The sequence below is a fragment of the Paenibacillus sp. 1A_MP2 genome (assembly GCF_052244825.1).
Lineage (GTDB): Bacteria > Bacillota > Bacilli > Paenibacillales > Paenibacillaceae > Paenibacillus > Paenibacillus vandeheii.
Genome location: NZ_JBQQCS010000001.1, coordinates 1,368,720 through 1,395,296, shown reverse-complemented (window position 1 = coordinate 1,395,296; position 26,577 = coordinate 1,368,720). Strand labels below are relative to the sequence as shown.

Annotated in this window: 24 protein-coding genes and 5 pseudogenes; 5 read left to right on the top strand and 24 right to left on the bottom strand. The window is 46.4% G+C overall.

Annotation, left to right across the window (positions count from 1 at the left end; translation table 11 throughout):
* Window positions 1–37 precede the first annotated feature (37 nt).
* The 9 genes and pseudogenes from ACTWJ7_RS06980 to ACTWJ7_RS06940 form a co-directional block, all read right to left on the bottom strand.
* A pseudogene (locus ACTWJ7_RS06980) lies at window positions 38–300 on the bottom strand (GH32 C-terminal domain-containing protein).
* Window positions 219–1,354: pseudogene (locus ACTWJ7_RS06975) on the bottom strand (glycoside hydrolase family 32 protein). Before ACTWJ7_RS06975 ends, ACTWJ7_RS06980 begins: the two co-directional pseudogenes overlap by 82 nt.
* Window positions 1,355–1,627: 273 nt before the next feature.
* Window positions 1,628–2,454: pseudogene (locus ACTWJ7_RS06970) on the bottom strand (carbohydrate ABC transporter permease).
* Complete coding sequence (locus ACTWJ7_RS06965; protein ID WP_079350146.1) at window positions 2,454–3,338, bottom strand: carbohydrate ABC transporter permease; 885 nt, start codon at window positions 3,336–3,338, stop codon at window positions 2,454–2,456. The pseudogene ACTWJ7_RS06970 and the gene ACTWJ7_RS06965 overlap by 1 nt, the downstream one beginning before the upstream one ends.
* 186 nt (window positions 3,339–3,524) lie before the next feature.
* Window positions 3,525–4,847 carry an ABC transporter substrate-binding protein gene (locus ACTWJ7_RS06960; protein WP_301879866.1) on the bottom strand — a complete coding sequence of 441 codons (1,323 nt, stop codon included), beginning with the start codon at window positions 4,845–4,847 and terminating at the stop codon, window positions 3,525–3,527.
* A gap of 163 nt (window positions 4,848–5,010) precedes the next feature.
* The gene (locus tag ACTWJ7_RS06955; RefSeq protein WP_079350147.1) at window positions 5,011–5,991 is read right to left on the bottom strand and encodes a LacI family DNA-binding transcriptional regulator; all 981 of its coding nucleotides are present in this window, start codon (window positions 5,989–5,991) and stop codon (window positions 5,011–5,013) included.
* Between the two features lie 88 nt (window positions 5,992–6,079).
* Entirely contained in the window at window positions 6,080–6,523 is a 444-nt protein-coding gene (locus tag ACTWJ7_RS06950) for a FixH family protein (RefSeq protein ID WP_024631459.1), read from the bottom strand.
* 17 nt (window positions 6,524–6,540) lie between these two features.
* Entirely contained in the window at window positions 6,541–6,993 is a 453-nt protein-coding gene (locus ACTWJ7_RS06945; protein ID WP_024631460.1) for a disulfide oxidoreductase, read from the bottom strand.
* Between the two features lie 261 nt (window positions 6,994–7,254).
* Window positions 7,255–8,883 (bottom strand): copper amine oxidase N-terminal domain-containing protein, encoded by a 1,629-nt coding sequence (locus tag ACTWJ7_RS06940; RefSeq protein ID WP_301880622.1) that lies wholly within the window; start codon window positions 8,881–8,883, stop codon window positions 7,255–7,257.
* A gap of 334 nt (window positions 8,884–9,217) precedes the next feature.
* On the opposite strand from ACTWJ7_RS06940, the gene ACTWJ7_RS06935 reads away from it, so the two are divergent.
* The gene (locus ACTWJ7_RS06935) at window positions 9,218–9,424 is read left to right on the top strand and encodes a hypothetical protein (protein ID WP_024631462.1); all 207 of its coding nucleotides are present in this window, start codon (window positions 9,218–9,220) and stop codon (window positions 9,422–9,424) included.
* 6 nt (window positions 9,425–9,430) lie between these two features.
* Here the strand turns inward: ACTWJ7_RS06935 and ACTWJ7_RS06930 are convergent, their stop codons facing one another.
* The gene (locus ACTWJ7_RS06930) at window positions 9,431–9,958 is read right to left on the bottom strand and encodes a phosphotransferase (protein ID WP_443145241.1); all 528 of its coding nucleotides are present in this window, start codon (window positions 9,956–9,958) and stop codon (window positions 9,431–9,433) included.
* Entirely contained in the window at window positions 9,955–10,311 is a 357-nt protein-coding gene (locus tag ACTWJ7_RS06925; protein ID WP_443145240.1) for a hypothetical protein, read from the bottom strand. The genes ACTWJ7_RS06930 and ACTWJ7_RS06925 overlap by 4 nt, the downstream gene beginning before the upstream one ends.
* Before the next feature lie 183 nt (window positions 10,312–10,494).
* On the opposite strand from ACTWJ7_RS06925, the gene ACTWJ7_RS06920 reads away from it, so the two are divergent.
* Complete coding sequence (locus ACTWJ7_RS06920; protein ID WP_301879867.1) at window positions 10,495–11,601, top strand: stalk domain-containing protein; 1,107 nt, start codon at window positions 10,495–10,497, stop codon at window positions 11,599–11,601.
* Between the two features lie 225 nt (window positions 11,602–11,826).
* Entirely contained in the window at window positions 11,827–12,102 is a 276-nt protein-coding gene (locus tag ACTWJ7_RS06915) for a WXG100 family type VII secretion target (RefSeq protein ID WP_053780166.1), read from the top strand.
* A gap of 95 nt (window positions 12,103–12,197) precedes the next feature.
* On the opposite strand, the gene ACTWJ7_RS06910 is transcribed toward ACTWJ7_RS06915, so the two are convergent.
* From ACTWJ7_RS06910 to ACTWJ7_RS06860, 11 genes and pseudogenes are all read right to left on the bottom strand, one after another.
* Window positions 12,198–12,467: a DUF4176 domain-containing protein gene (locus tag ACTWJ7_RS06910; RefSeq protein WP_301879869.1), complete on the bottom strand. Its 270-nt coding sequence runs from the start codon at window positions 12,465–12,467 to the stop codon at window positions 12,198–12,200.
* An 18-nt stretch (window positions 12,468–12,485) separates the two neighbouring features.
* Window positions 12,486–13,220, bottom strand: coding sequence for a hypothetical protein (locus ACTWJ7_RS06905; RefSeq protein WP_443145239.1), 735 nt, complete (start codon window positions 13,218–13,220; stop codon window positions 12,486–12,488).
* Window positions 13,221–14,183 (bottom strand): hypothetical protein, encoded by a 963-nt coding sequence (locus ACTWJ7_RS06900; protein ID WP_301879880.1) that lies wholly within the window; start codon window positions 14,181–14,183, stop codon window positions 13,221–13,223.
* A gap of 76 nt (window positions 14,184–14,259) precedes the next feature.
* Window positions 14,260–14,919: a hypothetical protein gene (locus ACTWJ7_RS06895; RefSeq protein WP_443145238.1), complete on the bottom strand. Its 660-nt coding sequence runs from the start codon at window positions 14,917–14,919 to the stop codon at window positions 14,260–14,262.
* A 309-nt stretch (window positions 14,920–15,228) separates the two neighbouring features.
* Window positions 15,229–16,275, bottom strand: a complete 1,047-nt coding sequence (locus ACTWJ7_RS06890; protein WP_301879882.1) for a hypothetical protein — start codon at window positions 16,273–16,275, stop codon at window positions 15,229–15,231.
* A 59-nt stretch (window positions 16,276–16,334) separates the two neighbouring features.
* A pseudogene (locus tag ACTWJ7_RS06885) lies at window positions 16,335–17,989 on the bottom strand (DUF6138 family protein).
* 388 nt (window positions 17,990–18,377) lie between these two features.
* Window positions 18,378–19,337 carry a hypothetical protein gene (locus ACTWJ7_RS06880; protein WP_443145237.1) on the bottom strand — a complete coding sequence of 320 codons (960 nt, stop codon included), beginning with the start codon at window positions 19,335–19,337 and terminating at the stop codon, window positions 18,378–18,380.
* Window positions 19,338–19,345: 8 nt separating this feature from the next.
* Window positions 19,346–19,972 carry an extracellular solute-binding protein gene (locus tag ACTWJ7_RS06875; RefSeq protein WP_443145236.1) on the bottom strand — a complete coding sequence of 209 codons (627 nt, stop codon included), beginning with the start codon at window positions 19,970–19,972 and terminating at the stop codon, window positions 19,346–19,348.
* Window positions 19,973–20,127: 155 nt separating this feature from the next.
* A complete protein-coding gene (locus ACTWJ7_RS06870) occupies window positions 20,128–21,720 on the bottom strand; it encodes a response regulator transcription factor (protein ID WP_301879885.1) in 1,593 nt (530 codons plus the stop codon).
* Window positions 21,695–22,714, bottom strand: a complete 1,020-nt coding sequence (locus tag ACTWJ7_RS06865; protein ID WP_443145235.1) for a sensor histidine kinase — start codon at window positions 22,712–22,714, stop codon at window positions 21,695–21,697. The genes ACTWJ7_RS06870 and ACTWJ7_RS06865 overlap by 26 nt, the downstream gene beginning before the upstream one ends.
* Entirely contained in the window at window positions 22,684–23,454 is a 771-nt protein-coding gene (locus ACTWJ7_RS06860) for a hypothetical protein (RefSeq protein WP_443145234.1), read from the bottom strand. Before ACTWJ7_RS06860 ends, ACTWJ7_RS06865 begins: the two co-directional genes overlap by 31 nt.
* A 432-nt stretch (window positions 23,455–23,886) precedes the next feature.
* Between ACTWJ7_RS06860 and ACTWJ7_RS06855 the strand changes: the two are divergent.
* Window positions 23,887–24,743 (top strand): annotated as a pseudogene (locus ACTWJ7_RS06855) (ABC transporter permease).
* A 12-nt stretch (window positions 24,744–24,755) separates the two neighbouring features.
* Window positions 24,756–25,634, top strand: coding sequence for a carbohydrate ABC transporter permease (locus tag ACTWJ7_RS06850; RefSeq protein WP_024631475.1), 879 nt, complete (start codon window positions 24,756–24,758; stop codon window positions 25,632–25,634).
* Window positions 25,635–25,696: 62 nt separating this feature from the next.
* On the opposite strand, the gene ACTWJ7_RS06845 is transcribed toward ACTWJ7_RS06850, so the two are convergent.
* Both ACTWJ7_RS06845 and ACTWJ7_RS06840 read right to left on the bottom strand, forming a co-directional pair.
* On the bottom strand, window positions 25,697–25,879 hold the full coding sequence (locus ACTWJ7_RS06845) for an aspartyl-phosphate phosphatase Spo0E family protein (RefSeq protein ID WP_301879886.1): 183 nt from the start codon (window positions 25,877–25,879) through the stop codon (window positions 25,697–25,699).
* Between the two features lie 237 nt (window positions 25,880–26,116).
* Window positions 26,117–26,512: a hypothetical protein gene (locus ACTWJ7_RS06840; protein ID WP_443145233.1), complete on the bottom strand. Its 396-nt coding sequence runs from the start codon at window positions 26,510–26,512 to the stop codon at window positions 26,117–26,119.
* Window positions 26,513–26,577: the final 65 nt, after the last annotated feature.

The following is a 26,577-nucleotide window of genomic DNA, read 5'->3' as shown; positions in this document are numbered from 1 at the left end:
GGAACAGTTCCTATCCATTTAAACCTTCAGATCCCATTTAAACCTTCAGATCCCATTTGAATACTTCAGACAACGTGCAGTTACCGGAGGAAAATGCTGATATTCCCGTTGAGTCCGGTCCCGGATAAATACGCGCTGTCATGACCTTCTCCCGCCTTGAATAAATACTTCAACCGATGAGACATCCACAAAAATTCGCAGCTCCAGCCTGCCGTCATTCAGCTCCACTTCTGCAGCACGTTCACCTCCGAGGCCATTTCCCGAACGATCCCGATTAAGACGAAGCTTACGCTCTTCCACCTGATAGGTGATAACGGTCTCTTCCCCTCACCCACACGTAATTTCAATCCAAAGTTCTCTGCCGTTCCCGATTCAAAAACAACATACAGTTCATAGCGGTCTCCTGGCATATCCAAATCACGTATCCCGTCCAAATGGATGTTCTGTTGCTTGATCTCGTTTGTGCGATATTGCTTCAGCTCCGCGATCGGCAGAAAGAACAATCGCTCTCCTCTCAGAACGATCTGCCGTGGCAGCGTCATCGCTCCTGCCCAATGATGACCATGCTGCGTTGGGATATCCGTTTCCCATGTTTCCATCCACGCCACCATGATGCGTCGGCCCTGCTCATCGTCCGTTGTCTGCGGTGCATAAAAATCAAACCCGTAATCGAGTGGATCATATTGCTCATATTCCAGTACACCCTGCTTCTCATCCAATGTACCAATCATATAAACCGTGGAATGTAAATTTCGATAATTATCCATCTGAGCGGGCATCCGCTGCGGTGACATGATCAAAATATCTCGGCCTCCAAGAGAGATAAATCGGGACATTCCCAGTTGTCTCCAAGTGTACCGTCGCTTTGCGCCATGACGTTGACGTAGCTCCATTTTTCCAGATTGGTGGATTGATATAACAGAATTACACCTCGGCCAGCCCCGTCGTTTGAACCCAGCACACAATAATAAATCCCATTTCGTTCAAACACCTTGGGATCACGGAAGTCCCTCGGACTTGTATGCTCTGGAATCTGATCCAGCCCAATGACCGGGTTCAGCACACTTTTGACAAAATCAACGCCATTGTCCGATACAGCGATATTCTGCGTCTGCCTGTAATCATTGTCTTTGTCTGGTCCAGTCACGACATGTCCCGTGTACATAAGCAGCAGCTTGTCGCCCTGAACGAGAGCACTTCCTGAGAAGCACCCTCCACTGTCATAACTCTGATCCGGAGCTAACGCCACCGGGAGATAAGACCAGCTAACCAGATCCTTGCTCACCGCATGTCCCCAATGCATCGGTCCCCATACCGGAGCATAGGGATAGTACTGATAGAACATGTGATACATCCCGTTGTAGTATACAAAACCATTAGGATCATTCATCCAGCCCACTTCAGGCATCAAATGATATGCCAGGCGGTAAGCCGGATTAACCTTTTGACGTTGTTCCCTGATATACGCATTTGAGCGGGCTAGTGTATAAGTTCCCTGTGCAGGATGCGATATTTCCAGTAGTTCATTGTCCGTGTCTTGTTTTGTTTCTGTTTCCCGTTTCAAGTATGATTCCTGATTCATATGTCTATCACTCCTGTCTCTCTACTGCAATCAATCTGAAACCAATTATTTGATGGACCCCTGCATCACGCCTTGGATAATATACTTCTGTGCAAACAGATACACGACTAGCACTGGCAGCAAGGTGAGCACCAAACCAGCCATTAATGGACCATAATCAACCGTATAGGTACCATAAAAATAAAAGGTGGATAACGGTAGTGTCCGCTGTTCGGATGAAGTCAGTACCAGAGAGGGCAACAAGAAATCATTCCAGATCCACAGGACGTTCAGCACGGTAATCGTAACGCTTGTTGGTAGGAGCACCGGCAATACGATGCGAAAGAAGGTCTGTACTCGGCCACAGCCGTCTATTAGAGCCGCTTCTTCCAGTTCCAGCGGGATGCTCTTGATGAAGCCATGATAAATAAAGACGGCGAGTGGACTGCCAAAGCCGATATACATATAGATAAGTGACCATTTGTTGTCCAGCATCCCCAGTGAACCATATATTTTCACGAGTGGAATCATGATTGCCTGAAAAGGAATAATCATTGCTGCCACCATCAGAAAAAAAAGATATTGGTTCAGCTTGCTTTTGTGCCGTACAAAATAATGAGCTGTCATCGCAGCGAGCATTGCAATCAGTAACACACCTGCCACCGTAATTAGCAAAGAATTTCCGAAGGCAGACATATACCCCATTTATCGAAGGCACTAACGTAATTATCCCATTGAACGGACACTGGCAGGCCCAGTGGATCTGAAGTTATGGCCTGATTTGCCTTAAATGAATTCGTAATGAGCAGCAGAAACGGAAAAATGAACAACATCATCGCTACAATTAATAAAAACAGCTTGGCCCAGCCCAACAAGCGCGATTGTCCAGCCATTATGCCTCCACCTCCAATTTCTTGCTGAAATAGACTTGGAGTAATGTAATCGTAGCGACTAGAATAAACAGTACAAACGCCTCTGCTTGACCAAGCCCGTAATCACGTGCCAGAAAGGCCTGTTCATACACATGCATGGATACCATTTCTGTGCTTTTGAAGGGTCCTCCGCTAGTGAGGGAGACATTGAGATCATAGACCATAAAGCCCCGTTGGAGGGACAGGAAAATGCATACGATAAACGACGGTACCATAAGTGGCAAAACGATCCGTGCCAGCATTCTGCGATTGCTTGCTCCATCAATACTGGCCGCTTCCATGACATCCTTGGGCACATTCATCAGCCCTGCAATATAGATCACCATCATATATCCTGCGTACTGCCATACGGTAACGACAACTAGTGCCCAGAACGCTTTATCAGGGTCCGATAACCATGATGTTCCGAACAGCGGAATGTTCATTTTCTGACCGGCAAAAACCAGTACTTGATTGAAGATAAACTGCCATATGAATCCAAGCACAATTCCGCCGACCAGATTGGGTAGAAAAAAGCCAGCCCGGAACAAGCCCTGTGCCTTCATACCACGTGTTACCGCGTAAGCAAGTAGAAATGCCACGCCATTGGTCAACACCACGGTAATAAATACGTATTCCAGAGTCATCCCGAATGACTTCCAGAACACGGTATCCTTGAACACGCCGATATAATTGTCCCAGCCCACAAGACTTTGCTCAACAGCAATACCATCCCAATCCGTAAACGTCAGATAAATCCCGTACAGAAACGGAATAATCATGACCGTTGCAAACGCAAATAGTGTTGGACCCGTAAAAATTAGTCGGGTGCGCAATCGGGTCCAAAATCCTTTTTCGGTAAGCATCGTTATCCTCCACTCTATCCCAGGGTGTATACAGTCGGTTGCCCGAAGACGAAGCGGGCGCGGAAAGTTGATCTCCCGCCCGACCAGTGTCCCCGAAATCCCTACCATTCTCTATGTGAAGCATCCAAAACCCGGTGGACAACAGATAAAGAGTTGCTTTTATCTATGCCCTAACGCTGCTTCAGTTTATTTCACGTTGGTCCAATAATCTTGAATTTCTTTGGCGAGTCCATTACGGTCAATCACATCAGCCAAATATTTCTGCATGGAAGCACCCAATTTGGACCAATGGTCAGCTGGAAGCGCGCTCATCGATTCCTCAATTTTGCCTGCCTTAATGTATTCACTAATCGACTTGCCCAGCGGATCAGCCGGTTCAAGTGTAATATTGCTGAATGCAGGAATGACGCTGGCCTGATTCACCAGGAAATCTTGACCTTTAGCCTCATAGACTATCCAGTCCAGAAATTTTTTCGCAGCTTCCTGCTGCGCTGGTGTGCTTTTTTCTTTGTCGATCAGAATGCGTTTGGATACGGCTGCAGAAATTTGCGTGTTGCCAAAATCATCGGGATTGTTGCTTATAGGAACCGGCAGGAAGCCATATTGCCCATCCGCGGTATCAAAGCTGTGAATTTGCGGCCATGCCCAGTTGCCTTGAAACCAGATGCCAACCTCGCCTTTACCCAGTACTTCGGGTCCACGCTCATACGTCCCGGACAACGGGGAGGCTTTGTCGATGTTATAGGTCTTCATCAGATCGAACGTATCCATCAAGCCATTGAATACAGCGTTGGAAGCCAAATCCACTGTACCTGCTTTCAGATCACTTATGAACTGATCCACTTTGGCGCGATCCGGAGACTGTCCGCCATATGCAAGTGCCAGATAGTGGGCGCCAAGCGACCAATCCATAGGTGATACAATTAAGGGTGATTTTCCGGTTGATGCAATCTTCTGAAACAATTCATCGAGCTGTGCAGTGGTTTGCACCGATTGGGGATCAAATGTGCCGCCTACGGCCTGATCCAGTATCTTCTGGTTGTAGATGAAGCCATATCCTTCAATGGAGAGTGGAAATGCATAGTTTTTCTCCTCAAATGTTGTTGCCGTGGTGCTATTTTCGACGGCATCCTTCATCCACTTTTCAGAGGTAAGGTCCATAACACGGTCCTTGAATTTCTCAACATCCCCTGTATCCAGCATCATCATTGTTGTCGGATTGCCAGATGCATAGAGCGCCGAGGCTTTCTCAAAAGGAGATTGCCCGCTTCCTACAGGTACGATTTCCAGTGTTATATTAGGGTTCTCAGATTGAAAATCCTTTGCTGCCTGCTCCAACTGACTGTTTATTTCTGCTTTGGAATTCAGCAGTGTAATTTTGACACTATCACCGGATGCGGACGATGACTCCGTTCCCGCTCCTGACTTGGCACCGCCACATGCCGAAAGAATAACTACCATAACCAATGATAAGACTGATAATTTCATCCATTTCCATTCTTTTTTCATCTGTTATTGCCCCCGTTCAATATTATAAAAGGAACCGCTTACAAAAATGATTATAGTGTCAAAGGTTTGACATGTCAATCGTTTGACATAAAATAAATAAGTTACCTTCCCATTAATTATTAGAATGTATAGACGCATAAAAGCATGCAAAAAACGACCTTGTTTAGGTCGTCTCTCTCTCCACCAGTGTGACTGGCAATATATGCTCCATCCCGATTTCCTCCTCAGCGATCTGGCCTCGGATCAACTCTACGGCTAGCTCAGCCATGGCCTCCATTGGCTGCCTTATGGTTGTAATTCCTGGCATCGCGTAACCCGCCGCCTGGATGTCGTCATAACCAACAATTGCGATATCCTCGGGAACTTTGCGACCATGAAGCACGATTTGCTTCAAGGCATGAATGGCCATCAGATCACTGGTTACGAACAGTCCATCCACTTCGGGATGCTGAGCAAGCAGTTTTCCGACCAATTCGGTATACTGATGCTGACTGAACACATTCAGGTCGGTTTCATGGATCATGACCGGCTGGATTCCATGTGCCTTCAGTGTGTCCGTGAAACCTGTAGTTCTGCGATTAGACAGCATTTGCAGCCCTAGATTGCCGCAGATATGCGCCACGTGTCGTCTGCCCTTGGAGAGCAGCAATTCGGCTGCCATAACCCCACCTTGATAATTATCAGATGAGATGAACGGGATGTCAGTACTGATTTGTCGGTCCAATGTAACGATGGGAGAATGCAGATTCATGTACTCATCCACTTCGAGCGTATGGCTTCCCATAATAATTCCATCGACCCGGTTACCCTTGAGCATCTCCACGTATTCTCGCTCTTTGGAAGGGTCCATGTGTGAGTTGCACAGCATCATTTTTAACCCGTTCCGGTATGCATGATACTCAATATAGTTTGCCAGTTCTCCGAAAAACGGGTGAGACACATCAGGAATAATCAAACCTATTACATTTGACTGCTTGCGCAGCAGAGAACGGGCAATTTCATTGGGACGATAATTCAGTTCGTTCATGGTTTGGTACACTTTATCCCGTGTCTTCTGACTGATATAACCCCGGTTGTTTAATACACGCGAGACGGTGGTTACCGAAACCCCAGCTCTGAGTGCAACATCATGAATTGTTGCCATAACAGCCTCTTTTCCTACAACATTCTTCATATCTTAATAATTATATACGTATTTTCAGCCCGAACCAATCCGCACACCAGTCTGCTCTTTACTTCGCCTGGATCTTCGCTCTGGGCATACTATGCATGGCCCCATGTGTCACATGGGCCTGAACCACATACGTACCTGCCTGCTCAAAAGTATACTGCACCTCATACAGACCATTCTCTACCTCGCTTGCCTTCAAGGCGCCTTGTTCCTCCAGCTTATCCTCTGTCATCATTCCTAGTTCAGGCGAGACTGCCGGGGCATCCTCAAGCTCATCCCATATCTGGAATTGAACTTGATCCGCATCGCTTACCGGCACTTCACCCTGAGTAAGCTTCACCTGCAAGGTCACAGGCTTATGGAGAGAAGCTTTGTCAGGGACCACCAACTGTACTTTGATCATCTCCGGCATCTCACCAGACTGGGACTGCTCCTCATAGGAGCATCCCGCAATCAGGAGGGTCAGAATGATGAAGGGCATGAACCAACGGACTTGTCCGCTCATCAATTATCTGTCCTTTCTTATGAAGAAGATTTTGGTGTTTTTCCAATTCCCCACAGCATCACAATAATGATGATAAATGCGATCAGTGCAAGTAACGGTATCGTAATAAAACCAAACCAGTTCAAGTAATCGGTATAACACGGAATTTGTCCGCATGCCACTGAACTCCCCGTAGCGGAGTAAATACGCTGAATCGTTACATGATATAACGAGATTCCGCCCCCAATGAAACTAAGTGGAAGAACATATTTGGTGATGCCCACATCATCCTTGAAGTAGGCAATGCCCAGTAAAATCGTTAACGGATACATAAAGATCCGTTGGAACCAGCACAGATCACAGGGGATGTATCCCTTAATCTCACTAAAATAAAGGCTGCCTCCAGTCGCAATGACTGATACAGCCCAGGCAATAAACAGACGGGTATCAATGTTTTTTGCCCGTCCCTCAGGCTTTGAAGCTGTGTCCATCCGCTTGAACCCCCTTTTCTTGTTTGATCATACCGAATAATAATACAACATACATGACTCCAACGGGCTAGTGTTACAATTATGTACAGTCCATAACCGTACCGTGATCCATATACACGTTGCGGTGAGGTTGCTGACTCCCCTGATTATACCAAATATTTGAATATTTTGATGTGGTCTTTTTGCGTCCAAGTGAAGCCGCTGAAACGAAAAAAACTGCCGTATGGGGCAGCCTTTTCGTTCTTCTTTTATAAATAGCGATTACATGGATTTAGTCAGTGTGATGGAACCATCTTTTTGAGCCCATTTTACATCCCAGCCAAGAAGCTCAGCGATGAAACGCAGTGGCACTTGCGTACGTCCATCTTTGTTTACAAAGACCGTTGCACCTACATTTTTCTTCATGCCGTTCACTTCCATAACGTTGTTGTTCACCCAGAATTTCAGCGTATCATTACCAGCCATTACGGTTACTTGTTGTGCTTTTTTATCCCATTTCACAGTTGCACCAATTCCTTCACTCAGGAAACGCAGTGGAATGTAGGTTGTGTTTTTCCAGAGCATTGGTGTTGTGTCCATATTGGTTGTTTTGTCATTGATTTTCAGCATTTTGCTGTTCAGTTGCATCCATACAGTAGTTGTATCTGTTCCGGGCATTGTCGGTGTCATGGGCTGCTCTTGGAATTTGTCGTTGAATTGCGTCACGATTGCATTACCAAGGGCTTGACCTACACCAAACATAACTTTGAATCCTTCACGGTTGGTGGTGTACGAACCTTCGTAGTTAGCCGCAGCGTATTGATCCAATACTTGCTGCACTTGCTTCTCATGTGTAGTCAGTGCTTGTTGTCCAGCAGCTTTCGGCAGGTTACCTGCAGTTGCGGAATCCAGGAATGTCGCGAACTCCGTCGTGAATCCGTCAATACGTTTCTCGACAGCTGCACGAGCCGCTGCATCATTGTTTTTAACGGCTGTTACATAGTCGCTTTGTGCATTCACATGGTTGGTTACCCAAATTTCCTCGAACGCACTTGCACCGTCGTTACCGTAAATGGAAGCGATCGCTGCTTTGAAATCCGCTGTGTTTCCAGCTTCAGCTGTAACCAGTGCATTCGATGCTGCTGTGCGACCATCATATTGCTCTTGCATTTGCAGAGCCGACAGAGCAAAGTGCTCGGAAGCCAAGTGATTCAATGCGGATCTCAGATCAGCTGCTGGTGAATCTGCTTTGCTATTCTCGAATTTCTCAGGCATTTGTGTTGTGATTGCTGTGGAAAGTGCTTTACTCACATCGAACATTTCTTTGAAGCCCTCACGATACGCTTTATATGCATCTGCGTAGTCACCAGCGACATACTCATCAAATACTTTTTGCACGAGATCTTCATGTACTTTCAAAGCATTTTTGGCTGCTGCTTTTGGCAATTTTCCTTCGGTTGCTGTGCTCAAGAATGTAGAGAATTCTTCTACAAAACCATTGATGTTATCCTGTGCCTGTTTGATCCCAGCCTGGTTGCCCATTTTAGTTGCTTTCACAAGATCGTCTGTATATTTGTTATGAGCGCGGAAGATGCGTTCGAATTCTTTGGCTCCTGCATCACCGTAAAGGGAAGCGATAGCCGGCTGCATATCCAATGCATTTTGGTCGAGTGCTTTATAAGCTGCGTCCGCATCTTTTGCTCCGTCATATGCTTTCGCCATTGCGGTTACAGCGAGTGCAAAGTGTTCGGATAACAGATGATCCAAGCTCGCTCTCAGGTCAGCAGCAGGTGTATTAACACTTGCTTTCATCGTAGCCATCGGTGTCTGTGGTGTTGAAGCAGCCCCGGCGATTCCCGGCATCAATAACGTCAAGCTCAGCATGGGTGCGATAAATTTCTTCATTTTCATTTTCATTACGTGTTCACTCCTCGGTTAGTTTTGTTTATCCTTTGTTTCCTCGTCGTCGTCTTCATAGGGTGTAACGTAGAGTTCTTCCATCTGGATCACCTCTCTGGGCAAAAAAATCGCAGCCTCCGTCCAGGAAAGCCGCGAATGCGCGCCACAACAAGGTTTATCTCAAATTTAAAATTTTAAAATTATAGTGATCCGCTCCATTCAGCGCTATATATATACTGTAAGAGAAGAACTTTATTTTCCTATATTTATCAATAAAAGCTTACATCCAAGGTAAACCTGAAGTACAATGAACAGAACGATTGATTTCAATGAAGGAGGTCATCGCATGACATTGCTGCCCTATATTTTAATTATTGGTATTGCCCTGTTCGGTGGTATTGCTACAATGATCATCGGGAATTCGAAAGCGAATCAGACCAGCAACCCCGAGTATGATCGCAGGACCAAGCAAAATCTGAGCAAACTTACCTATGTATACGTGGGTGCCATCGTTCTCGGCATAGGCGGTTTCGTCCTGTATTTATTCAACTGAATAACCTTACTCTCCGCAAAGTACATGTTTGAACTTTTCGAGTAATTGAAGGTTTCGTTGTACATATGGGATGGTTTGGCGAACCATCCCCCTCTCTCTTATGACGGTCAAGAGTCCTCGTACCACCCACAAATGCATTTGTTCGTAAAGAATTTTCCTGCTGAAAGAATTACCTCCCTGAGTATATCCCTGCTCAAAGTCAGCTACAATCTCTCCTGCTTCTCTCTCTGTAACAGATGTAAAAACGGAGGAACTCAGCGTGGCTGCCAAATCAAAATGAATATCCCCTCTCCTTGCTTCTCCAACATCAATAATGTGGATGCTCTCCTCTGTAAATAACAAATTCCAAATGCCAAGATCCCCGTGAATGATTGCTTTATAGTGATCCTTGTATTCCATGCAATGCTCTGTATGTTGTTGCAGAGAACGTATACATTCAGATATTGATGTGGTTACTTCTCTGGAAACTTCACTCCATAATCGGGGTAACGCGAAGCGATCTGCCTGTTCGGTAATCTCAAGATGACTCGTCACACGATGAAAAGAGAGATCAACCGACCTATCCGAATGAAATCCAAGTTAATCTGGTTACGGGGAAGGGCATTCTCTATATAAGTCTGTAGATTAAAGACTTCATGGTTGTCCGTGATAAATGGAAGGCCGTCTTTGGCATGTACCATGGATGGGGCGATATTTGCGGATGCCAATGCCTGATACATTTTATATTCAGTCCACGCCTGTTGTTCATCCCTCAGTTTACGCAGTACGAACTTCCCGTATGAAGCCTGAACGAGCATCGCCTTTGAACTATTTCCTTGTCGTATGGAATGGCAGTCTAGAATATTCCCAATATCGTAATGCTCTGCCACAAAATCGATGTTTGTCATGACTTCCCTCATTTCCTGACTCTTAATGATTCTCTAAATTAGGCAAAATGATATTTTGCCGCGTCCATACACATGTTTACAAGTTGGAGATAATTCAGAATTATTCTGGATATGTTCAGCGGGTAATATAAAGCCATAAGGACAGCAAGCCATTATAAATAACACAATTTAAAGGAGAGAAATATGATGAAGAAAAACTTGAAGAAATCTGCAGCAACGATGATGGTATTGGGCATGACTTTAACAGGAGCAACGGGTGTATTCGCTGGCACTCAATTGGAGAAAATCTCGGCATATCTCAACCATGGTATCAGCTTCAATGTAGACGGTGCGGCGTACTCACCAACGGATGGCAATGGCAACAAACTGGCTCCAATCACTTACAACAATTCCACTTATCTGCCTGTACGGGCCATTGCTGATGCACTGCATGTACCTGTATCGTATGACGGCAAAAAAGGACAGGTCATTATCGGTGAGGCTACAAGCAACCCATCCACGCTGAACAACGTATCCTATAGCGCAGCGCAAAAAGAAGCCATTCAAAAGGCATTTGCACAGTTCGATGGTTTCGAGGCAGCTTACGCTCCTCAGCAAATGATTGCAGGTGATACGTTCAAGAGTGTAGGAGCTGGAGAAGACGGCGTAAGCTTTACGTTCAGTCATATGAAAGTGGGTGTGTCTCCAAGAGATTATTCGGACGGTTATAATGGCAAAGACGTAAAACTCTCCAATGGCGTCACAGCCAAATGGTACACACCAGATCAAACGGGTATGCTCACGTTCAAACTGGATGATCGTTACGTTACGATTAGCTCACCGGATCATAAGCTGACTCAGGCTCAGCTGCAGCAAGTGGCAGTATCTGTACAAAAGGTACAAGGCAATGATCAGGGCGTTACCGGGTTCGCTGATGTGAAATATACACAAGAACAGTCGGCTGCCATCCGCAAAGCATTTGCAAAATTCCAAGGATTTGAGACTGCTTACGCACCACAACATATGATTGCCGGGGATACGTTTAAAAGTGTAGGTGCTGGCGGGGATGGTGTAAACTTTGTTTTTAATCACATGAACGTGACAGTATCACCCAAAGACTACTCCTTCAGCTATGACGGCAAAAATGTAAAACTGCCCAACGGCGTTACCGCCAAATGGTACACACCGGATCAAACCGACATGCTGACATTCAAACTGGATGATCGCTATGTGACGCTCAGCTCGCCAAAAAACGCATTAACTCACACACAGCTGGAGCAAATGGCGGTATCTGTGCAAAAAGTGAAATAATTTCGAATTTAAAATTAAGGAATCACACTGAAATCATACAACATAACCAACACACATCATTCTGTTCTTCCTGATGCGGGACAGATTCGATGTGTGCTTTGTCCTATTCCAAATGATCGCTATGATTCTAAAAACAAGGCTTTTGTCCAGATTCATTTCATATTGAATAACGTTATAATGAAGTATACTGCATTTAACAGAAGAAAAGATAAGGAGTAGATCATAATGGACCAGCGGATCGATCTATCCCCGGAGGAACTGCAGCAACTTGCGGGTGAATTCAACAAGGCCTCGCAGAACGGACATGATATCCTTGCGCAGCTCAAAACGATAATTGACCAGTCTGAAGGTCAGTGGGAAGGTGAGCGCCAGCGTGAGTTTTTACAACGAATAAATGGTAGCATAACGTCTATAAGCCATTATTTGCGTGGATTGCAGGAGACAAGCAATAGTCTTCAGCAGACGGCGACCCGTTTTCGTGAAGTGGATCAGTCCCGATAAAGCAAAACACATGTCACATCACATCGCATCAAAAAAACCATGTACCCGAAGATGATGATTTATCATTCTTTCAAGGCCATGGCTTTTTGAGATTTCTATGATTCACTCAAACTTACAGCAAACGCCTCTTCTTCCTCATCTGCATAACCCCTGAAAATGATCTCTTCGATATCTTCATGATTAAATACATACGTATAATCCGCATTGATATACCCTTCCGGATACAAACAGCCAATATAATCGAACTGACGTGGTGTTTCCGTCATCAACATTTGCTTGCGTCCATAGATGATTAACTTTTTGGTGCCTTCTTTTAAAAGGACGACGGAGCCATTGGGCAGTAAAGTGGATGTTTCTTTTTCCATAGTGATCGCCCTCCTTTATCATTTTATGTTTTTATTGGCATGAACTTCATCAGACTTGTTCAACACCCGGCGAAGCCAGTAGTATCGGTGTACATCCATAATAAAGTGAAATACGACAAAAGCCAGCATAATGTACACACACATGAGCACAACAGCTACGGTCTGCTGCGTAATAAAAGCCAGTGAAATGTTGGCCAGAAGATATCCAGCTCCCGTTAACATCGTTAACATAGCGACTGGCATTCTGGAGCCCATTTCCCCTTTTTTTCGGTGAGGGGACTGTCGCAGTTTACGCAAATGAAACTTCGCATACTGATATAAGGCAAATCCATATAAGACAAACGATGCAATGGCGTACCACGGCGTTGTGAAGCCCAACATGCCGTATGCAAACTTTTGCACAATAATCATAAAGCCCAAAGAACAGACGATCCCAAACACACCCCGAAACAGGACATAATTCAGCTGCAACCTTCGTGGTGTTACGATCAAGGCGACGGCCCACACATTCATCACCACCAGCAGCGGCAGGAGAATATAAGCGTATACGGGTTGGAACGGAACACTGAACACGGGAATCAACAGAAATATGTTAAGAAAGAAAAGTACCAGCGTACCCACACTGAACCGAATGCCCTCTACCGCATATACAGCCAGATAGTTTTCGAATGTCTCCCGGTGATAGGACGTTCCTTCATACATTGCAGAAACCGTGGTACCGGTCGTTGAATTTTTACGTTTTTTGCTTGCCATTTATTTAAACCACCCCGCTACTGTAGACCAGGCTTTCTTCGCACCATGCTTAACGACATCCTTCACAGAATCATCCTTCCCATCCCCATCCAGATCCATATTCATCGTTACCCCTTCCGCAAGATAAGTCAGGCCTACGGATACGCCCAAACCAACTGCGCCTACTGCCAACACAGGTGCTGCTGCAGGCAGAATAGCCGCTGTCAGGAGTGTTGCGCCAACGGTTGTTGCGCTGCCGACAACAACATTACCGATGATATCTCCAGCAATTTTGTCACTAGATGCATTATGGCTAATGTTCTCCTGGGTATCTGTGAAAACATCAATGCCAACACTTGCCCATCCCAGCTTGTCCGTTAATGCAGATTTGACCGCATAACCCGGCTTGAACATAGAGGCTATTTCCTTAATCTGCGGGGTAGCGGTTCCATTGGTAAGTTTGGCTTCAATGTCACGGACATAGTGAATTTTGTAGTCTCTGGGTCTTCCGTTCACAATCTTGTTATCTTTGACCGAATCGTAGCTTTCACGAACCAAAATACGTGGCGTATTCCGGTCCAGCTGCGGCTTGACCATGTAGCCATTTTTCACGCGATATCCCAACCGGGCAACAGCCGCGGCTCCCGTCAGTGTTCCTACCGTGCTTCCTGGTCCGTCAAATGGAGCGATTGGATTAATTCCGGTCAGCCCAAATGTACCACCTGACTGATCCTCTTGTTCCATTCGCTCACGGGTGGTTTTCACAAATGCCGCCAGTTGGTGCATATTCTCTCCAGCGCTCTGAAACCGCTGCTGGTGTGTCTGGTATAACCCAATGATGGTTTGACGATTCCCAGACTGCCAGGCTGCACCCTGAATGGAACGTTGCAGAGCGCCATCTACCTGCTGCAGTTGTGCGGTAACTTGTTCAATCTGCTGTGCGAGGGAGTTCAGGTACTCCGCTTTCATGATAATTTTGGTCAACTGGACTTCCTCCTTCGACTTAAGAAGATGCTTCCACCTGTTTAAACCGCAGGCAACATAGATAATGAACGTGTCGTTAGCAAAACAGACTCTGCACCAACTCTTCTTCGGTCACCTTGAATGCGGTCAGATCTGTATCGTTACCTTCCAGGAATAACCAATTGCCATCGGTACTGCCCAGAAAATAAATGGTTTGCGACTTACCCTCCGTGCCACGAGTGTACACGTCAAATTGCCCCCTTCTCCGGATCGTCGAAAAAGCATGGGATAGCTCGTTGATCAACGATTCATTGAGATGATGGTCCTGCTGTAGAATCGATTGCATGGTCTCGAAGTCCGATCCAATCGGTAACGCGGATAGTTGCTGCAACGTTTCTGCCTGAATGGGTGTGCGCATCATTTCCTCTGCCGTATCGGGCAACTCGATCCGGTTTCCCATGAGTTGGAACAGATCCTGCAATTCTTCGAAAGTAGACAGTAACGCCTGATCCCGTGTGGGTGTCCATACCCATTCAACAATTTGCATGCCTGACAAAAAACCATAAATCACGGACGATTCACCATCCGCAATATGCAGATCAAGTCGGGTAACTGCACTACTGAGCTTACACCCCATCAGCAGGTTATGTACTTGCGGATCTATAGTGACTTGTCCACCTTCTACTTCAATGACACTATCTTTAACCAGACGGTTAACAACTTGTTTATATATGCACTCCGCCTGCTTACCCTCCAATGGGGATCATTCAGATCTCTGATAAGCTGGTCCGCTTCGGGAATATTCATCAGTTGAAACAGAAACAAGGCCTCTCGGCCGGAACATTCAAACGATGTATATGAAGGCAAGATATTCCCTCTTTTCCTTAGTATAGGTTAAACATGTTATGGAAAAGGTCTATCATTTTATTGTAAAAGGTTATACAACTGCACTCAATGCGCCCTCGCTCCTGATATTGGGGTGATTAACATGATTATATTTACCCAAAAAATGCATAGAGGCACAACAAATGACACCGTCCCCCTACTAATTTGTCCACTATAAAATTCACCTTGCCAAATCGCCTAAACGGATCACTCTCCGATAGTTCATATAATCAATCATTTCCTCCCAGTCCAACTCACCAGCATTACCATCACGATAGTATACGGCTGCAGCGGGCAGAAAACCGACCAACGGTCCCATGCCACCACAGATCATTGCGCCACCGTCGCCACCTTTGGGCATCATGGTTCCAGATGCATCAAGCGTAAGTTCATACGTATAGGGATCTCCTGCAAACTGGATACCAAAAAAGTTAGGCAGCTCCAGATCATATGGTCGATCATCCTCTCCTAATAGGGAAGGGCCCGGCTCTGCCGATTCATCCATGATTCCCTCCAATCCCTCGAGGCTCCCAAAATGCTTTAATTTCATCGTGTAGTCAAAGCTGTCTCCCCATGGAAATAATGTGCGGCAGCCACCGCCATACAGATACTCCCACTCATCTTCAGTTAATAAACCAAAACCCGATTTTTCTTCTTCCTCAATGAGGTACTCCAGCGTCAAATCTTCATTGAACCAAAAAATCTGCACTGCCTCACCTTGACGAACCAGACGGAATTCTTGATGCAGTTCATATTGGTTCAGATCGGACAGCTTAAATTTCTCCAATTCTTCTGTAAAACAGGCATTCTCCTGCGCTACCGCTTCAGCTTCCGTCACTTCAATCCAGCCAAGGGAATGGTTGCTGCACTCCACTAACATGGGCGCAATATGGACTTCTCTCACAGGAGACATCTGGCTACATAAAAAAGAATCCACATCCTCCACACCATACTCACTGACCGTCTCCAGCAAATCCGCGGAAGTCTCGTCGTTCATCCCATCCTGCCAGCGATTCCACCCGAGTATTACCCGATCACCAGGCACAAACACAAATTTCTGCTCATCATATGAAAATACACCTGTCTCGATTCCCTGACCGTATCGTTCAAATGTCTCTAATCCTTTATACTGCATACCTACGGGAAAATGACTAACCAAACCACGCAATAGTTCCTCTTTTTCCTGAGCAGATAATCCTTTCCATGCCTCCCGATTTAATGCTTCCACGCACTCTCCCACCTTTCATTTTTGCCCTCAACTACCTTAAAGCCCTCACGGGCATACCCTTATTTCCCAGCCGCCTTTAACAGTTCTAACAGCAATTCTTTCCGTCTTCCATCGGCCTTGCGGGCCAGCGTTGCAAGCTTCTCCACCTTGCCCCAGATCGGATATAGCGCTCGCTCCACTTCATAATACTCCAGCTTTTGCAACTGTTTCACCAAAGGCTCAAGCTTCTCTTCATTTTCCAGTTCCGGCTGGATCTTCAGCTTCAGATAATCCGTAGAACGGCGCAAGCAAGCAACTAACGCAGGTATAGAATTAACCGTAACACCATGTGTCTCAGTAAAGGCAGCGGTAAACTTATCCTGTACCAGCTGATGCTCATCATCTACTTTGCCCATGTAATATTCAACCAAAGGGAAATACCGCTCATCTGTCAGCCCAAGTCCGAATGTTGCATAGCTGCCTGGCATACAGCTCTTCTCACCTTCGGTATCCTCGTAAAATTCGAATTCCTCAATGGCTTCACGTGCATATTCTTCAAGAAGCGGTAACAGCTCTGGATATGCCAATGCGTTAGCAAAAAAGCGATGCGTATCCGACTTCGCGATTCCTTTAATCGGCAGGTATTGCTTCACGCTGGATTTGAGCTTGATCTTGTAGCTTTTTGGGAAGCCCTGCTTCAACAGACGGATGATAAAAGCAATGGCCTGTTCGTAGGCAGCTGCTTCTTCCTTGCGAATGTGGATGGTAATAATAGAGAACACATCGTTCGCGGTGAACTCCACCAGCTCATTTTTCACATAAATATCTTCCTTGGCATAGGTTCCGCTACCTTCCGTCATCATGCGAACCGCACGGCCGCTGCCCAATTGTTTGGCCAGCTCCAAGAAAGTAAGGCCTTTCGGTTTACTGTAACTAGGCTCATAACGAAGAATCATTACGGCTGCATATAGCAGCAGATCAATAGGCTGTGCCGCCTGCTTCTCATGCTCACTATGAGCCTCGTCTTCCTCCAAAGAAGCACCTGGCTTGAGTGTATATACATTGGCGCTGTACGCTGAAGGCTGTACATCAAAGTATTGTGGCAAAAAATAATTCTCCGCCCATGACGTTATCGCACGGATAATATCACCACGATGCTCCGCCAGAGCTTCCTGACGCCCTTTGTTTAACTCCTGTATTCGATCATATTGCGCTATAGTCCACGCTACGTTGAGTTCAGGAAACAATTTTGGATCAAGCAGATGACGTGTCAGAAAAAGGATTCCAACGGCTTTGTTGGATATGAACCTTTCAGCAGCTTTTGGTCTACGTATGTATGAATGCGCTCAAGCAGCTGCTGCCTTTTCCCTTCTTTGATATATTCGAGCATGGTCACTTGAAGCTTTCCTTCTGTCGTGGGGAATTTCCCGCGAAAGGTAAACCGATAGTCGATCAACGCTGTATCCGCCAACTTATCCAATTTCTCTTGAACGACTTCTACAAGCTTGGGCTGGATTTCATTTCGCACCTGTTCCTCGGTAAAAGGACCTGGATTCTTCGATTTGAATCCTTCATCCAATCCAAGATCCACACTGTCTATCGTGGTCCTTCCAGGTCTGTAATCCAGCAAAATATCATTAAAGATCCCCATTTGCAGCGTTGTTCGCTTCACAGCCTTTTCCAGGTCATTCCGCTTCAATTGTTCCTCAAACCATTCATGAATTACCGCAATCATCTCTTCCATTGCCTGATCATAGAGTGTACTCATCCTCTCGACCGCCTTCCCATTGATCTAATGTCTGCTGATGTCCACTAAGGTCTTCTGCCCAAAAGTTCTTACTAATCTCTGATAACTTCGCATACCATCTATATAAAATACGTATCTACGTTCGTAGTTCCACCTATTATTTTACTCTCTCAAGCTCACCCGGAACAATAAGTCTTACGCACGGTTGTTCGCTAGAAAAAGAATGATCCTCTCTCCTGCCCTGTCTGTGCATCCCGCAGACCAAGACAAAAACACCGGATTAGGCGATTTTCCGCCCATATCCGGTGTATTCACGAAATATTACGATTCTTTTTTATAACTTTAGTATGATTCATCTCGTAAACCATTCACGGTATTAATTGACTGTTTTGAACCATTCATTGACTTCAGTTGTGATTTCATCGCCGCCCATGGATTTCCATTTCGTCACAAACGCGTCGAATTCATCGATGCCAACCTGACCATAAATGATTTTGCTGAACGTATCTTTCTCCAGCTTGTCGAGTGCGTCTTTCTTCATTTTCATCGTATCCGTAGGTGCACCCGTGAATTTGTTCTTGATTGCATCATCCTTATGGGCTACCACGACTTGAGCCGCAGCGAACACTTCAGGTTTGTTGGCAATTTTCGTATTTTTCTCAAATGGTGTTTCAGGCTCCTTACCCGAAGCAAGTTCAGCCAGGGTATCCATCATCAGGTTGGGAATCCGTGCACCATCATAAGTGAGTGTGTACTTCAGCGGAGATACGCCGTCTTTCAAATCAGCTTCACCAAGCACTTTGCCATCTACAATATCAAAGTCATATCCTTGGGCAAAGCCATGCTCAAACTCCCCACCCACTTCTGGATTAGCGAAGTTATCGAACAAATAATTTTGATATGTGAAGAAAATTTCCGGGTTGGCCATATCTTTATTGATCAACACAACCCCGTTGCTCGCACCTGAACCGTGGTGATGGCTCTCGCCAGTTGGTCCAGTTGGCAGAGCGATTGCTTTGTAGGTAGCGCCGTCCACATTTTTCTTCACATCATCGATCGGCCAGTTCGGCATCCAGTGTGGTCCCACAATGATTCCGGCTTTGCCTGCTGTAAACAGTTCGGCTGCCTTGATCTCGTCATATACGCCGGCTTCCTTCGGCAGATAGCCTTTGGACAACCAGTCTTTCATCGTAGCAAGTCCTTCTTTCACACCTGGTTGAATTGAGCCATATTCCAGTGTTCCTTCTGAATTCACATTCCACTGCCCCGGCATCGTATTGTACATTCCGAAGATCCAGCCGGATTCACTCATCCACGTATTGAGGGCAATCTTCATGCCGACTGTCAGACCGTACGTATCTTCTTCCCGTTACCATCCGGGTCTTTATTCGTAAATGCATCCATTACCGTAACGAGCTCATCGATCGTTTTTGGTTCTTCCAGCCCCAGCTTCTTCAGCCAGTCTTCACGGATAAACATAACCGGGTCGCCGTTGTAGGCATAGTCGAAGATCGGAATACCATACCGTTTACCTTCGTACATGTACGGGTACCATTCTTCCGGTGCGGATTCGGCAGCCCCTTTCCATGTGTCGGATGCATACTTGTCGAACAATTCACCTGCATCGGCGAATTTACCTGACTCAATCAACTCACGTACCAGATTGTAGTCACCACGGATGGAGACGATATCCGGCAGCTCTTCGTTAGCCGACAGGGAGAGGCGAAGCTTCGTGTAGAAAGCATCGTTGGTCACCGACACAGCCCAAGGTGTAGTCAGGTCGATGCCCAGACGTTCTTTGGCCCATTTGGTGTGCACGTTGTTCTGTGCAGTCTCTCCGTTCTTGAACTTTGTATCATCATTCCAGGCTCGCAAATAGCTCATTTGAACCGCAGGTTCATACTTGCCGTCTTGCAGCGCAAGTGGCGCAGCCGCTTCCTTGGACGGTTCTTCCTTTGCCCCGAACTGCATGCCGTTACGGCAACCATCGTCAGTGCAAGCAATGCAGTCATCATTTTTCTATACATGAAACCCCTCCTCAATCGCTTTGAATACCCTTACATGAAAAGGATAGTGCAGCCGGGGATGCAAACATATATCACAATTTCAATGTTCATATTGATTTGTTAACCGTTCCGAAAATCCTGCGGGGTCAATCCATAATGTTTGCGGAATACTTGAATAAAATAAGGGGTATTGTTGTATCCCACTTCCTGGCCGACTTCATAGATCTTCATTGCCGTATGCTTCAGCAAGTGGACAGCACGTTCCATCCGGGAACGAATAATGTAGTCACTGATGCCTTCACCCGTTGATTGTTTATACATTTTAGATAAGTATACCGGGTGCAGATGTACCTCCCCTGCAATGACCTGCAAGGAAAGATCTTCGCCCAGATGATGGTCAATCCATTGTTGGACCTGTCTAATCATGCTTGATCCACTTTCCTGGCCCGTATCGGTTGCACTTTGAGCCCATTGTTCCATCACACTCCGGGTCCATGCTTCCAGACTGCGAAGCGACACACCGTAACCATCCTTCAACAGCTGCTGATACTGCTCACCAAGGACATCGGACAACTGTCTGCCCTCCCGATGAGCCATGTATGAGAAAGCCGCTGCTAGATAGTGAAAAGCAACATACACATGCTCCGGGAACACACTATCCGATAACTCGGCGAAAATCGAATCAATCTTGCGGTTTGCATCCTCCATCCGTCCTGCTTCCAGCAATGAAGTCAGTCCAGGTGGCTCATACAGTGCGGCAAGTGATTTCAATGTTGCCCCATGGGAGCCGGCAGCCGCATTGAGATGCAGTCCTTTGCCCGCTTCCGCCTGCTTGCGCAAGGCACTAACTGCCTGATGGTACAGCTGCGGAACCTGCTCTGGAAAACGACCGATCCGGCTAACGGACAGGGAGATCGTCGCGTTTAAATACTGCTTCACACTGTGAAGTAATCGTTCTCCAAGCCGTCCCATTAAGATTTCCGGTTCAGACTGTGCCTGTTTGGGGCTAGCCATGAAAACGAGATCATCATAGGCATCGTCCGTATGACAGAGATGATAGCTGCTGCCAAAGATCTCCTCCACCACATTGGAGATAGCGTATTTCATTAATCGGAATGCCTTGTGCGTTGGCTGCGGATCATCATAACGAATAAGCAGCAGCTGCATTTTGTCCTGAGGGCGGAAACCAATCTCCAATTGCTCCAGCTTTTCCACAAGTTCACTCTCTGCAAATTTGTGCCCCAGCAGCACATCCTTCATTAATCCAGCCCGCTTCTCCGGTAAATGCTCTCTCACCGAATACATAGCGCGCTGATGCATCAATTGTTTCTCTCCCTCCAGCCGAATCTGGACGGAGGCCTGCTGCACGGCTTCAATTAGTTCCTCATCCCGCACTGGCTTCAGCAGATAACTCACTGTTCCATGACGGAGTGCCTGCTTTGCATAATCAAAGGATGCGTGTCCAGATAAAATGATACATTTGGTCCGCTCCCACTTTTGCCGAATATGACTCACCAGATCCAGACCGGACAAGCCCGGCATACGAATATCGGTGATGATAATATGAATTTGATGGGCCGTCATTTGCTGCAAAGCCTCTTTAACTGAATACGCCTTATACACCTGTCCAATCCCATGTTCCCTCCACGGTATGGAGGATGCAATCGATTCCACCGCTGAATGTTCATCATCCACGACCATTAGATTCATCATTAGGATATTCCTCCTCAAACCATCGTATTTCTACACTGAGCCCCCCATAAGGGATCGATGCAAAGTGAAGCCCCGAAGAATGACCATATCGTGTAACGAGCCGCTGGTGTACATTCCAGGTACCCGTGCCAATCTCTTCACCCATCGGTTCATTGATTTCTCGTTCAAGACCAGCAATCTCTTCCGGCGTCAAAGTAACACCATCGTTATCAACAAACAGACTGTATCGTGTGTATTGCCTTCCATCCATTTGCTCTTGTGCTACCATGCCTGTAACCACGATGTGACCGCTACCCTCCATCGGTTCAATGCCGTGAATGACTGCATTCTCCACGATAGGCTGGATCAGCAGCCTTGGAATGTGCTGCTGCATCAGCTCTTGCGGTACAGCGATCTCATACGACAAACGATTGGTACGCATCTGTTGGATGGACAAATAATTGTCAAGCAACCGAATCTCCTCTTCCACGGTCGTCATATCGTTCTCATCACGTGTGATGTAGCGATAGTAATCTCCCAGACTGAGCGACATGGCAATAACCGCTTCGCGGTTGCCGAGCTGCGTCATATTTTTAATATAAAACAGACAATTGTATAGGAAATGAGGATTAATCTGTGATTGCAGATGCTTTAACGTTGCTTCCCGTGAACGGATGCGTTCCTCGTATACCTTTTCGATCAGCTCCTGAATCTGCTCGGCCATGTGATTGAAGCTCTGCGTCAGATACGCGAATTCATCACGGGAGTGATCGACCGGAATTCGTGTGGACAGCTGTCCTTTGCGAATCTGTTGAAGCCCTCTCATGAGACGTTGGATCGGCACCTGTACCTTTCGGTATAACAACAGTGCAGCACCAATACTGAGCACGAGCAGCAGCAAAATGGAAGTAATAAACATATTTCGACTCTTGTCCATCGGGGTAAGCAAATCATCCAGCACAACCGGGTTAACATAGATTCCGTTCAGCTGTTTGGAGAGCACATAACTGACCAAGTACTGCTTGCCCCCACCTCCAGCTGATGGTTGCCTTCACTGCCCAGCGCGTTTATCGGCATGTCCTCCATGATGGCCTGGATCAGCTCAGGGTCCGCACTTCGATTCAATAACGGCTCATTGCCCGGTACGAATAGAAAGGGATCTCCCCCTTGGGCCTCCTTGAAGTCGTCCAGCATGGCTACAATGTTCATTGGATCAAAATTAATCTCCATCACGGTTCGAACACCCGTAGTCACCGGTTTTGCACTCCACTCATAATTATCCGTGAAGAAGTAGGTGAAGCTCCCCTGATCCAATTGCCACTGTCCAGGTTGGGGAAACTTCAACATGTTCTCATTGTATACGGTTCGACTTGTCTTGGTGGATAGAACCAATTCTGCCTGAGGCAGAACAATGGTAATATCGTTCTTCCAGCGGCTGGTGGACTGGTACAGCGACAATTTGTCGAGAATATCGAGATAGATGCTATTTTTCTCATATTGGCTGGTCGATTCCGTCATGTAACGATAATGCAAAATACTTGGATCGCGCAGTAATGTCAGCCCGTAGAGCGAAAGCTGCTCAATATTTTTATCTACCTGAGAGCTAAAATAGTTGAACTGGTTCAAGCTGGACTGCTGCTTCTCCTCGACGATCATGTCCACGTTCGCCTGATTGGCGTAGGTGTAGAGCAACAAGATGGGTACCAGCAAGCAGACCAGCAACATAACTGTTTTTGAGAATACTGTAAATTTCATTGCTTCACCCTGTCCCGGTTAAAGTAAAGATACATATCGAAGTCCTATTTTATATTGAAACCCCTTACATATCTATACTGAATTTCGCATAAAGCCCTTTTCAGCCTCTCGGTCAGCTTCTCTATTTGATGTTCATTTTTATTGAATAGTGCTCTGCTTCCTCCCTTTATGTGTTGTTATATCAACAAGTTAATAAATCAACATCCGCCTTGAAATGTTGTTCTATAGCTCACCCGTTTCCATTGCTATAATTCAGTTGCTCCACTTTTTGCAGAGGCTGACTGGCCTCATGACAGAGGCTGGACGATATAAAGGAGGGACCTGATGGCTATGGAACAACCACTAACGACCAATACGCCGGTGCGGCAGGCAACACACAATCCACGCAAACGTACCCGCTGGAATTTCAAACGCAATTGGCCGCTGCATCTGATGCTGCTGCCTTCGGTACTGCTCACATTGCTGTTCGCCTATGTGCCTATGGGCGGCATTATTATTGCTTTTCAGGATTTCAAACCATGGCTGGGATTCACCGGTTCCAAATGGGTAGGATGGGATAACTTCCGATTCATGTTCGAATATCCGGACAGTGTTCAGGTCATCTGGAACACGGTGCTGATCGCTGCCATAAAAATTGTGGCCGGACTCGTGGCCCCGGTTGTGTTTGCCATTTTGCTGAATGAAGTACGGAACTCCACGTTCAAAAGGTTCTCGCAGACGCTGGTATACCTGCCCCACTTCCTGTCGTGGGTTGTACTGGGCGGCATCCTGCTAGACATGCTCTCTCCCGAAGGCGGTCTGATTAACCAGGTGCTCGCGGCTGTTGGCATTGAACCGATCTTCTTCTTGGCGATGGCGACTGGTTCCGTGTAACCGTGGTTATCAGTGATGTATGGAAGGAATTTGGATTTGGTACCATTGTCTTTCTTGCAGCCCTCGCAGGCATTAACCCTGCGCTGTATGAAGCTTCCGAAGTTGACGGGGCAACACGGCTTAAGCAGACTCTGCACATTACGCTGCCTGCACTCGTGCCGATGATTATTGTCGTGGGAACACTATCACTGGGGAATATTCTTAATGCCGGATTTGACCAGATTTTCAACCTGTACAATCCACTTGTATATGATAAAGGCGATATTATTGACACGTTTGTTTACCGGATGGGTATTTTGAATGGCAAAATGAGCTTTGCGACTGCGGTTGGTTTGTTCAAATCCTTTGTCGCCATGTTCCTCGTTATTACTGCCTACCGGATGGCTTACAAAATCGCCAATTACCGCATTTTCTAAGGAGGAATTAAGGTGTATCACAAAACGACCGGATACCGTATATTTAACGGCTTCAACCTGTTCTTCATCGCGGCCGTCTCGCTGCTGTGTGTGCTGCCGCTTGTCCACATTCTGGCGGTTTCCTTCAGCGGTAAAGCGGCAGCTTCCGCCAATCTGGTAACGCTCTGGCCGATTGATTTTACCGTCGATGCCTATACCAAAACGTTCGGTAACAGTAACTTTCTCAGCGCACTCTGGATCTCGGTGCAACGTACCGTGTTCGGTACGCTGCTCAGCATGGTGCTGGTCACCCTGACGGCATATCCTCTATCTAAAGAGAGTTTGAATTTTAAGGGACGTTCGCTGTACGCGTGGTTTTTCATCTTCACGATGCTGTTCAGCGGCGGACTGATCCCGTCCTATATCCTGATTCAAAAGCTGGGACTGATCAACACCCTGTGGGCTCTGATTTTACCTGGGGCTGTGGCGGTCTGGAACCTGATTCTCATGATGAACTTCTTCCGTAACGTGCCCAAAGAGCTCGAAGAAGCAGCGTTCATCGATGGTGCCAACCATATCACCACACTGTTCCGTATTTATCTGCCCGTATCCATGCCGGCCATTGCGACGATCTCCCTGTTCACGATGGTGGGGCAATGGAATTCCTGGTTCGACGGACTGATCTACATGAATGACGCAGCCAAATACCCGCTCGCTACGTTGATGCAAACCATTATCGTACAGCAGGATTTCTCCAACATGAATGTCGATGCAACACAGCTTCAGAACATGTCGCAGCGTACCGTTAACGCAGCCCAGATCTTTATCGGGGCACTGCCAATCCTGCTCGTGTATCCGTTCTTGCAGCGATTCTTTGTAAAAGGTATTGTGCTTGGGGCTGTAAAAGAATAGGGTTCGTATACTGAATGCATTCGCATAAATTCACATAATTTATCCCGAGGTTCATAACGCATTTATTTACTTCGGGATGATTTCCCGCGAATAGCGTTGTTATATTCATTAATGAGTTCATCCAGAACCATCGATTGACGAATGACTTCCGGATGCCACAGTTCTTTATGAGAATTTGCAATCTGGTGGAGCCTTTGTCTTGCCTTTTCGATACATTCCTGAATGGTTTCCGGATTATGCACCATACTCCCGCCCCCTGTTGTCCTTCAATATCCTCCATCCAAAAAAGACCATCTATTATAATATTCGGAACGAAGGTAGCTGCATATTACCCCAAAATCGAATTTATGGTTATTTTTTCTTGTAAAGGTTGAAATAAGATGAGCAATGGACTTCGATGGTGCAAAAACACGAAAAAATACCGGATAGGCTTATAGCCTTATCCGGTATTTCTATTTTACGGTAAAACGGTTCCATTCATCTTAATCCGATATCCTCAAAACGGTTACCAATTGTCTCAGGGAAGGCCTGTTTAATGGCATCGATGGCACGCTGTTCCGTTTCCCCACCTGCTTGATCAGGTTGATTACCCTCAGTACAAGCCCCGGCTCCTTCGCATCCCATGCTGGTGAATCCTCAACCTTCTCCATCATCTGTGCATATAAGTCTGCGAGTAACGCATACTCCCGCACCACATGATTCATCTGATTGGACAAATGCCCAAGCTCTACAACATAGGCGGCCATATCCTGTCTTGAATTAGCATAATAGCGCAGGACCTTGGCGGCTTGATCGGTTTCATATACTCCAGATTGCAGGGCAGCAGCAATGGCTGCATATGCAGCAGGTCCACAGGCGTAATCTTGGGGTGGCAGCATATAATCATGGGTCTCCCATTTGTATACAGCCTGAATTAATGATTCTTTGCACACTTCCCATACGT

Coding starts and splice junctions, on each gene's coding strand:
- ACTWJ7_RS06840 (WP_443145233.1), bottom strand. CDS start 26,512: ATGCTGCCACCCCAAGATTACGCCTGTGGACCTGCTGCATATGCAGCC.
- ACTWJ7_RS06860 (WP_443145234.1), bottom strand. CDS start 23,454: ATGAAATTTACAGTATTCTCAAAAACAGTTATGTTGCTGGTCTGCTTG.
- ACTWJ7_RS06935 (WP_024631462.1), top strand. CDS start 9,218: ATGACATTGCTGCCCTATATTTTAATTATTGGTATTGCCCTGTTCGGT.
- ACTWJ7_RS06870 (WP_301879885.1), bottom strand. CDS start 21,720: ATGATGAATCTAATGGTCGTGGATGATGAACATTCAGCGGTGGAATCG.
- ACTWJ7_RS06940 (WP_301880622.1), bottom strand. CDS start 8,883: ATGAAAATGAAGAAATTTATCGCACCCATGCTGAGCTTGACGTTATTG.
- ACTWJ7_RS06915 (WP_053780166.1), top strand. CDS start 11,827: ATGGACCAGCGGATCGATCTATCCCCGGAGGAACTGCAGCAACTTGCG.
- ACTWJ7_RS06910 (WP_301879869.1), bottom strand. CDS start 12,467: ATGGAAAAAGAAACATCCACTTTACTGCCCAATGGCTCCGTCGTCCTT.
- ACTWJ7_RS06875 (WP_443145236.1), bottom strand. CDS start 19,972: ATGCAGTTCGGGGCAAAGGAAGAACCGTCCAAGGAAGCGGCTGCGCCA.
- ACTWJ7_RS06905 (WP_443145239.1), bottom strand. CDS start 13,220: ATGGCAAGCAAAAAACGTAAAAATTCAACGACCGGTACCACGGTTTCT.
- ACTWJ7_RS06965 (WP_079350146.1), bottom strand. CDS start 3,338: ATGCTTACCGAAAAAGGATTTTGGACCCGATTGCGCACCCGACTAATT.
- ACTWJ7_RS06845 (WP_301879886.1), bottom strand. CDS start 25,879: ATGGTGCATAATCCGGAAACCATTCAGGAATGTATCGAAAAGGCAAGA.
- ACTWJ7_RS06950 (WP_024631459.1), bottom strand. CDS start 6,523: ATGAGCGGACAAGTCCGTTGGTTCATGCCCTTCATCATTCTGACCCTC.
- ACTWJ7_RS06945 (WP_024631460.1), bottom strand. CDS start 6,993: ATGGACACAGCTTCAAAGCCTGAGGGACGGGCAAAAAACATTGATACC.
- ACTWJ7_RS06925 (WP_443145240.1), bottom strand. CDS start 10,311: ATGACAAACATCGATTTTGTGGCAGAGCATTACGATATTGGGAATATT.
- ACTWJ7_RS06960 (WP_301879866.1), bottom strand. CDS start 4,847: ATGAAAAAAGAATGGAAATGGATGAAATTATCAGTCTTATCATTGGTT.
- ACTWJ7_RS06880 (WP_443145237.1), bottom strand. CDS start 19,337: ATGAAGATTGCCCTCAATACGTGGATGAGTGAATCCGGCTGGATCTTC.
- ACTWJ7_RS06920 (WP_301879867.1), top strand. CDS start 10,495: ATGATGAAGAAAAACTTGAAGAAATCTGCAGCAACGATGATGGTATTG.
- ACTWJ7_RS06955 (WP_079350147.1), bottom strand. CDS start 5,991: ATGGCAACAATTCATGATGTTGCACTCAGAGCTGGGGTTTCGGTAACC.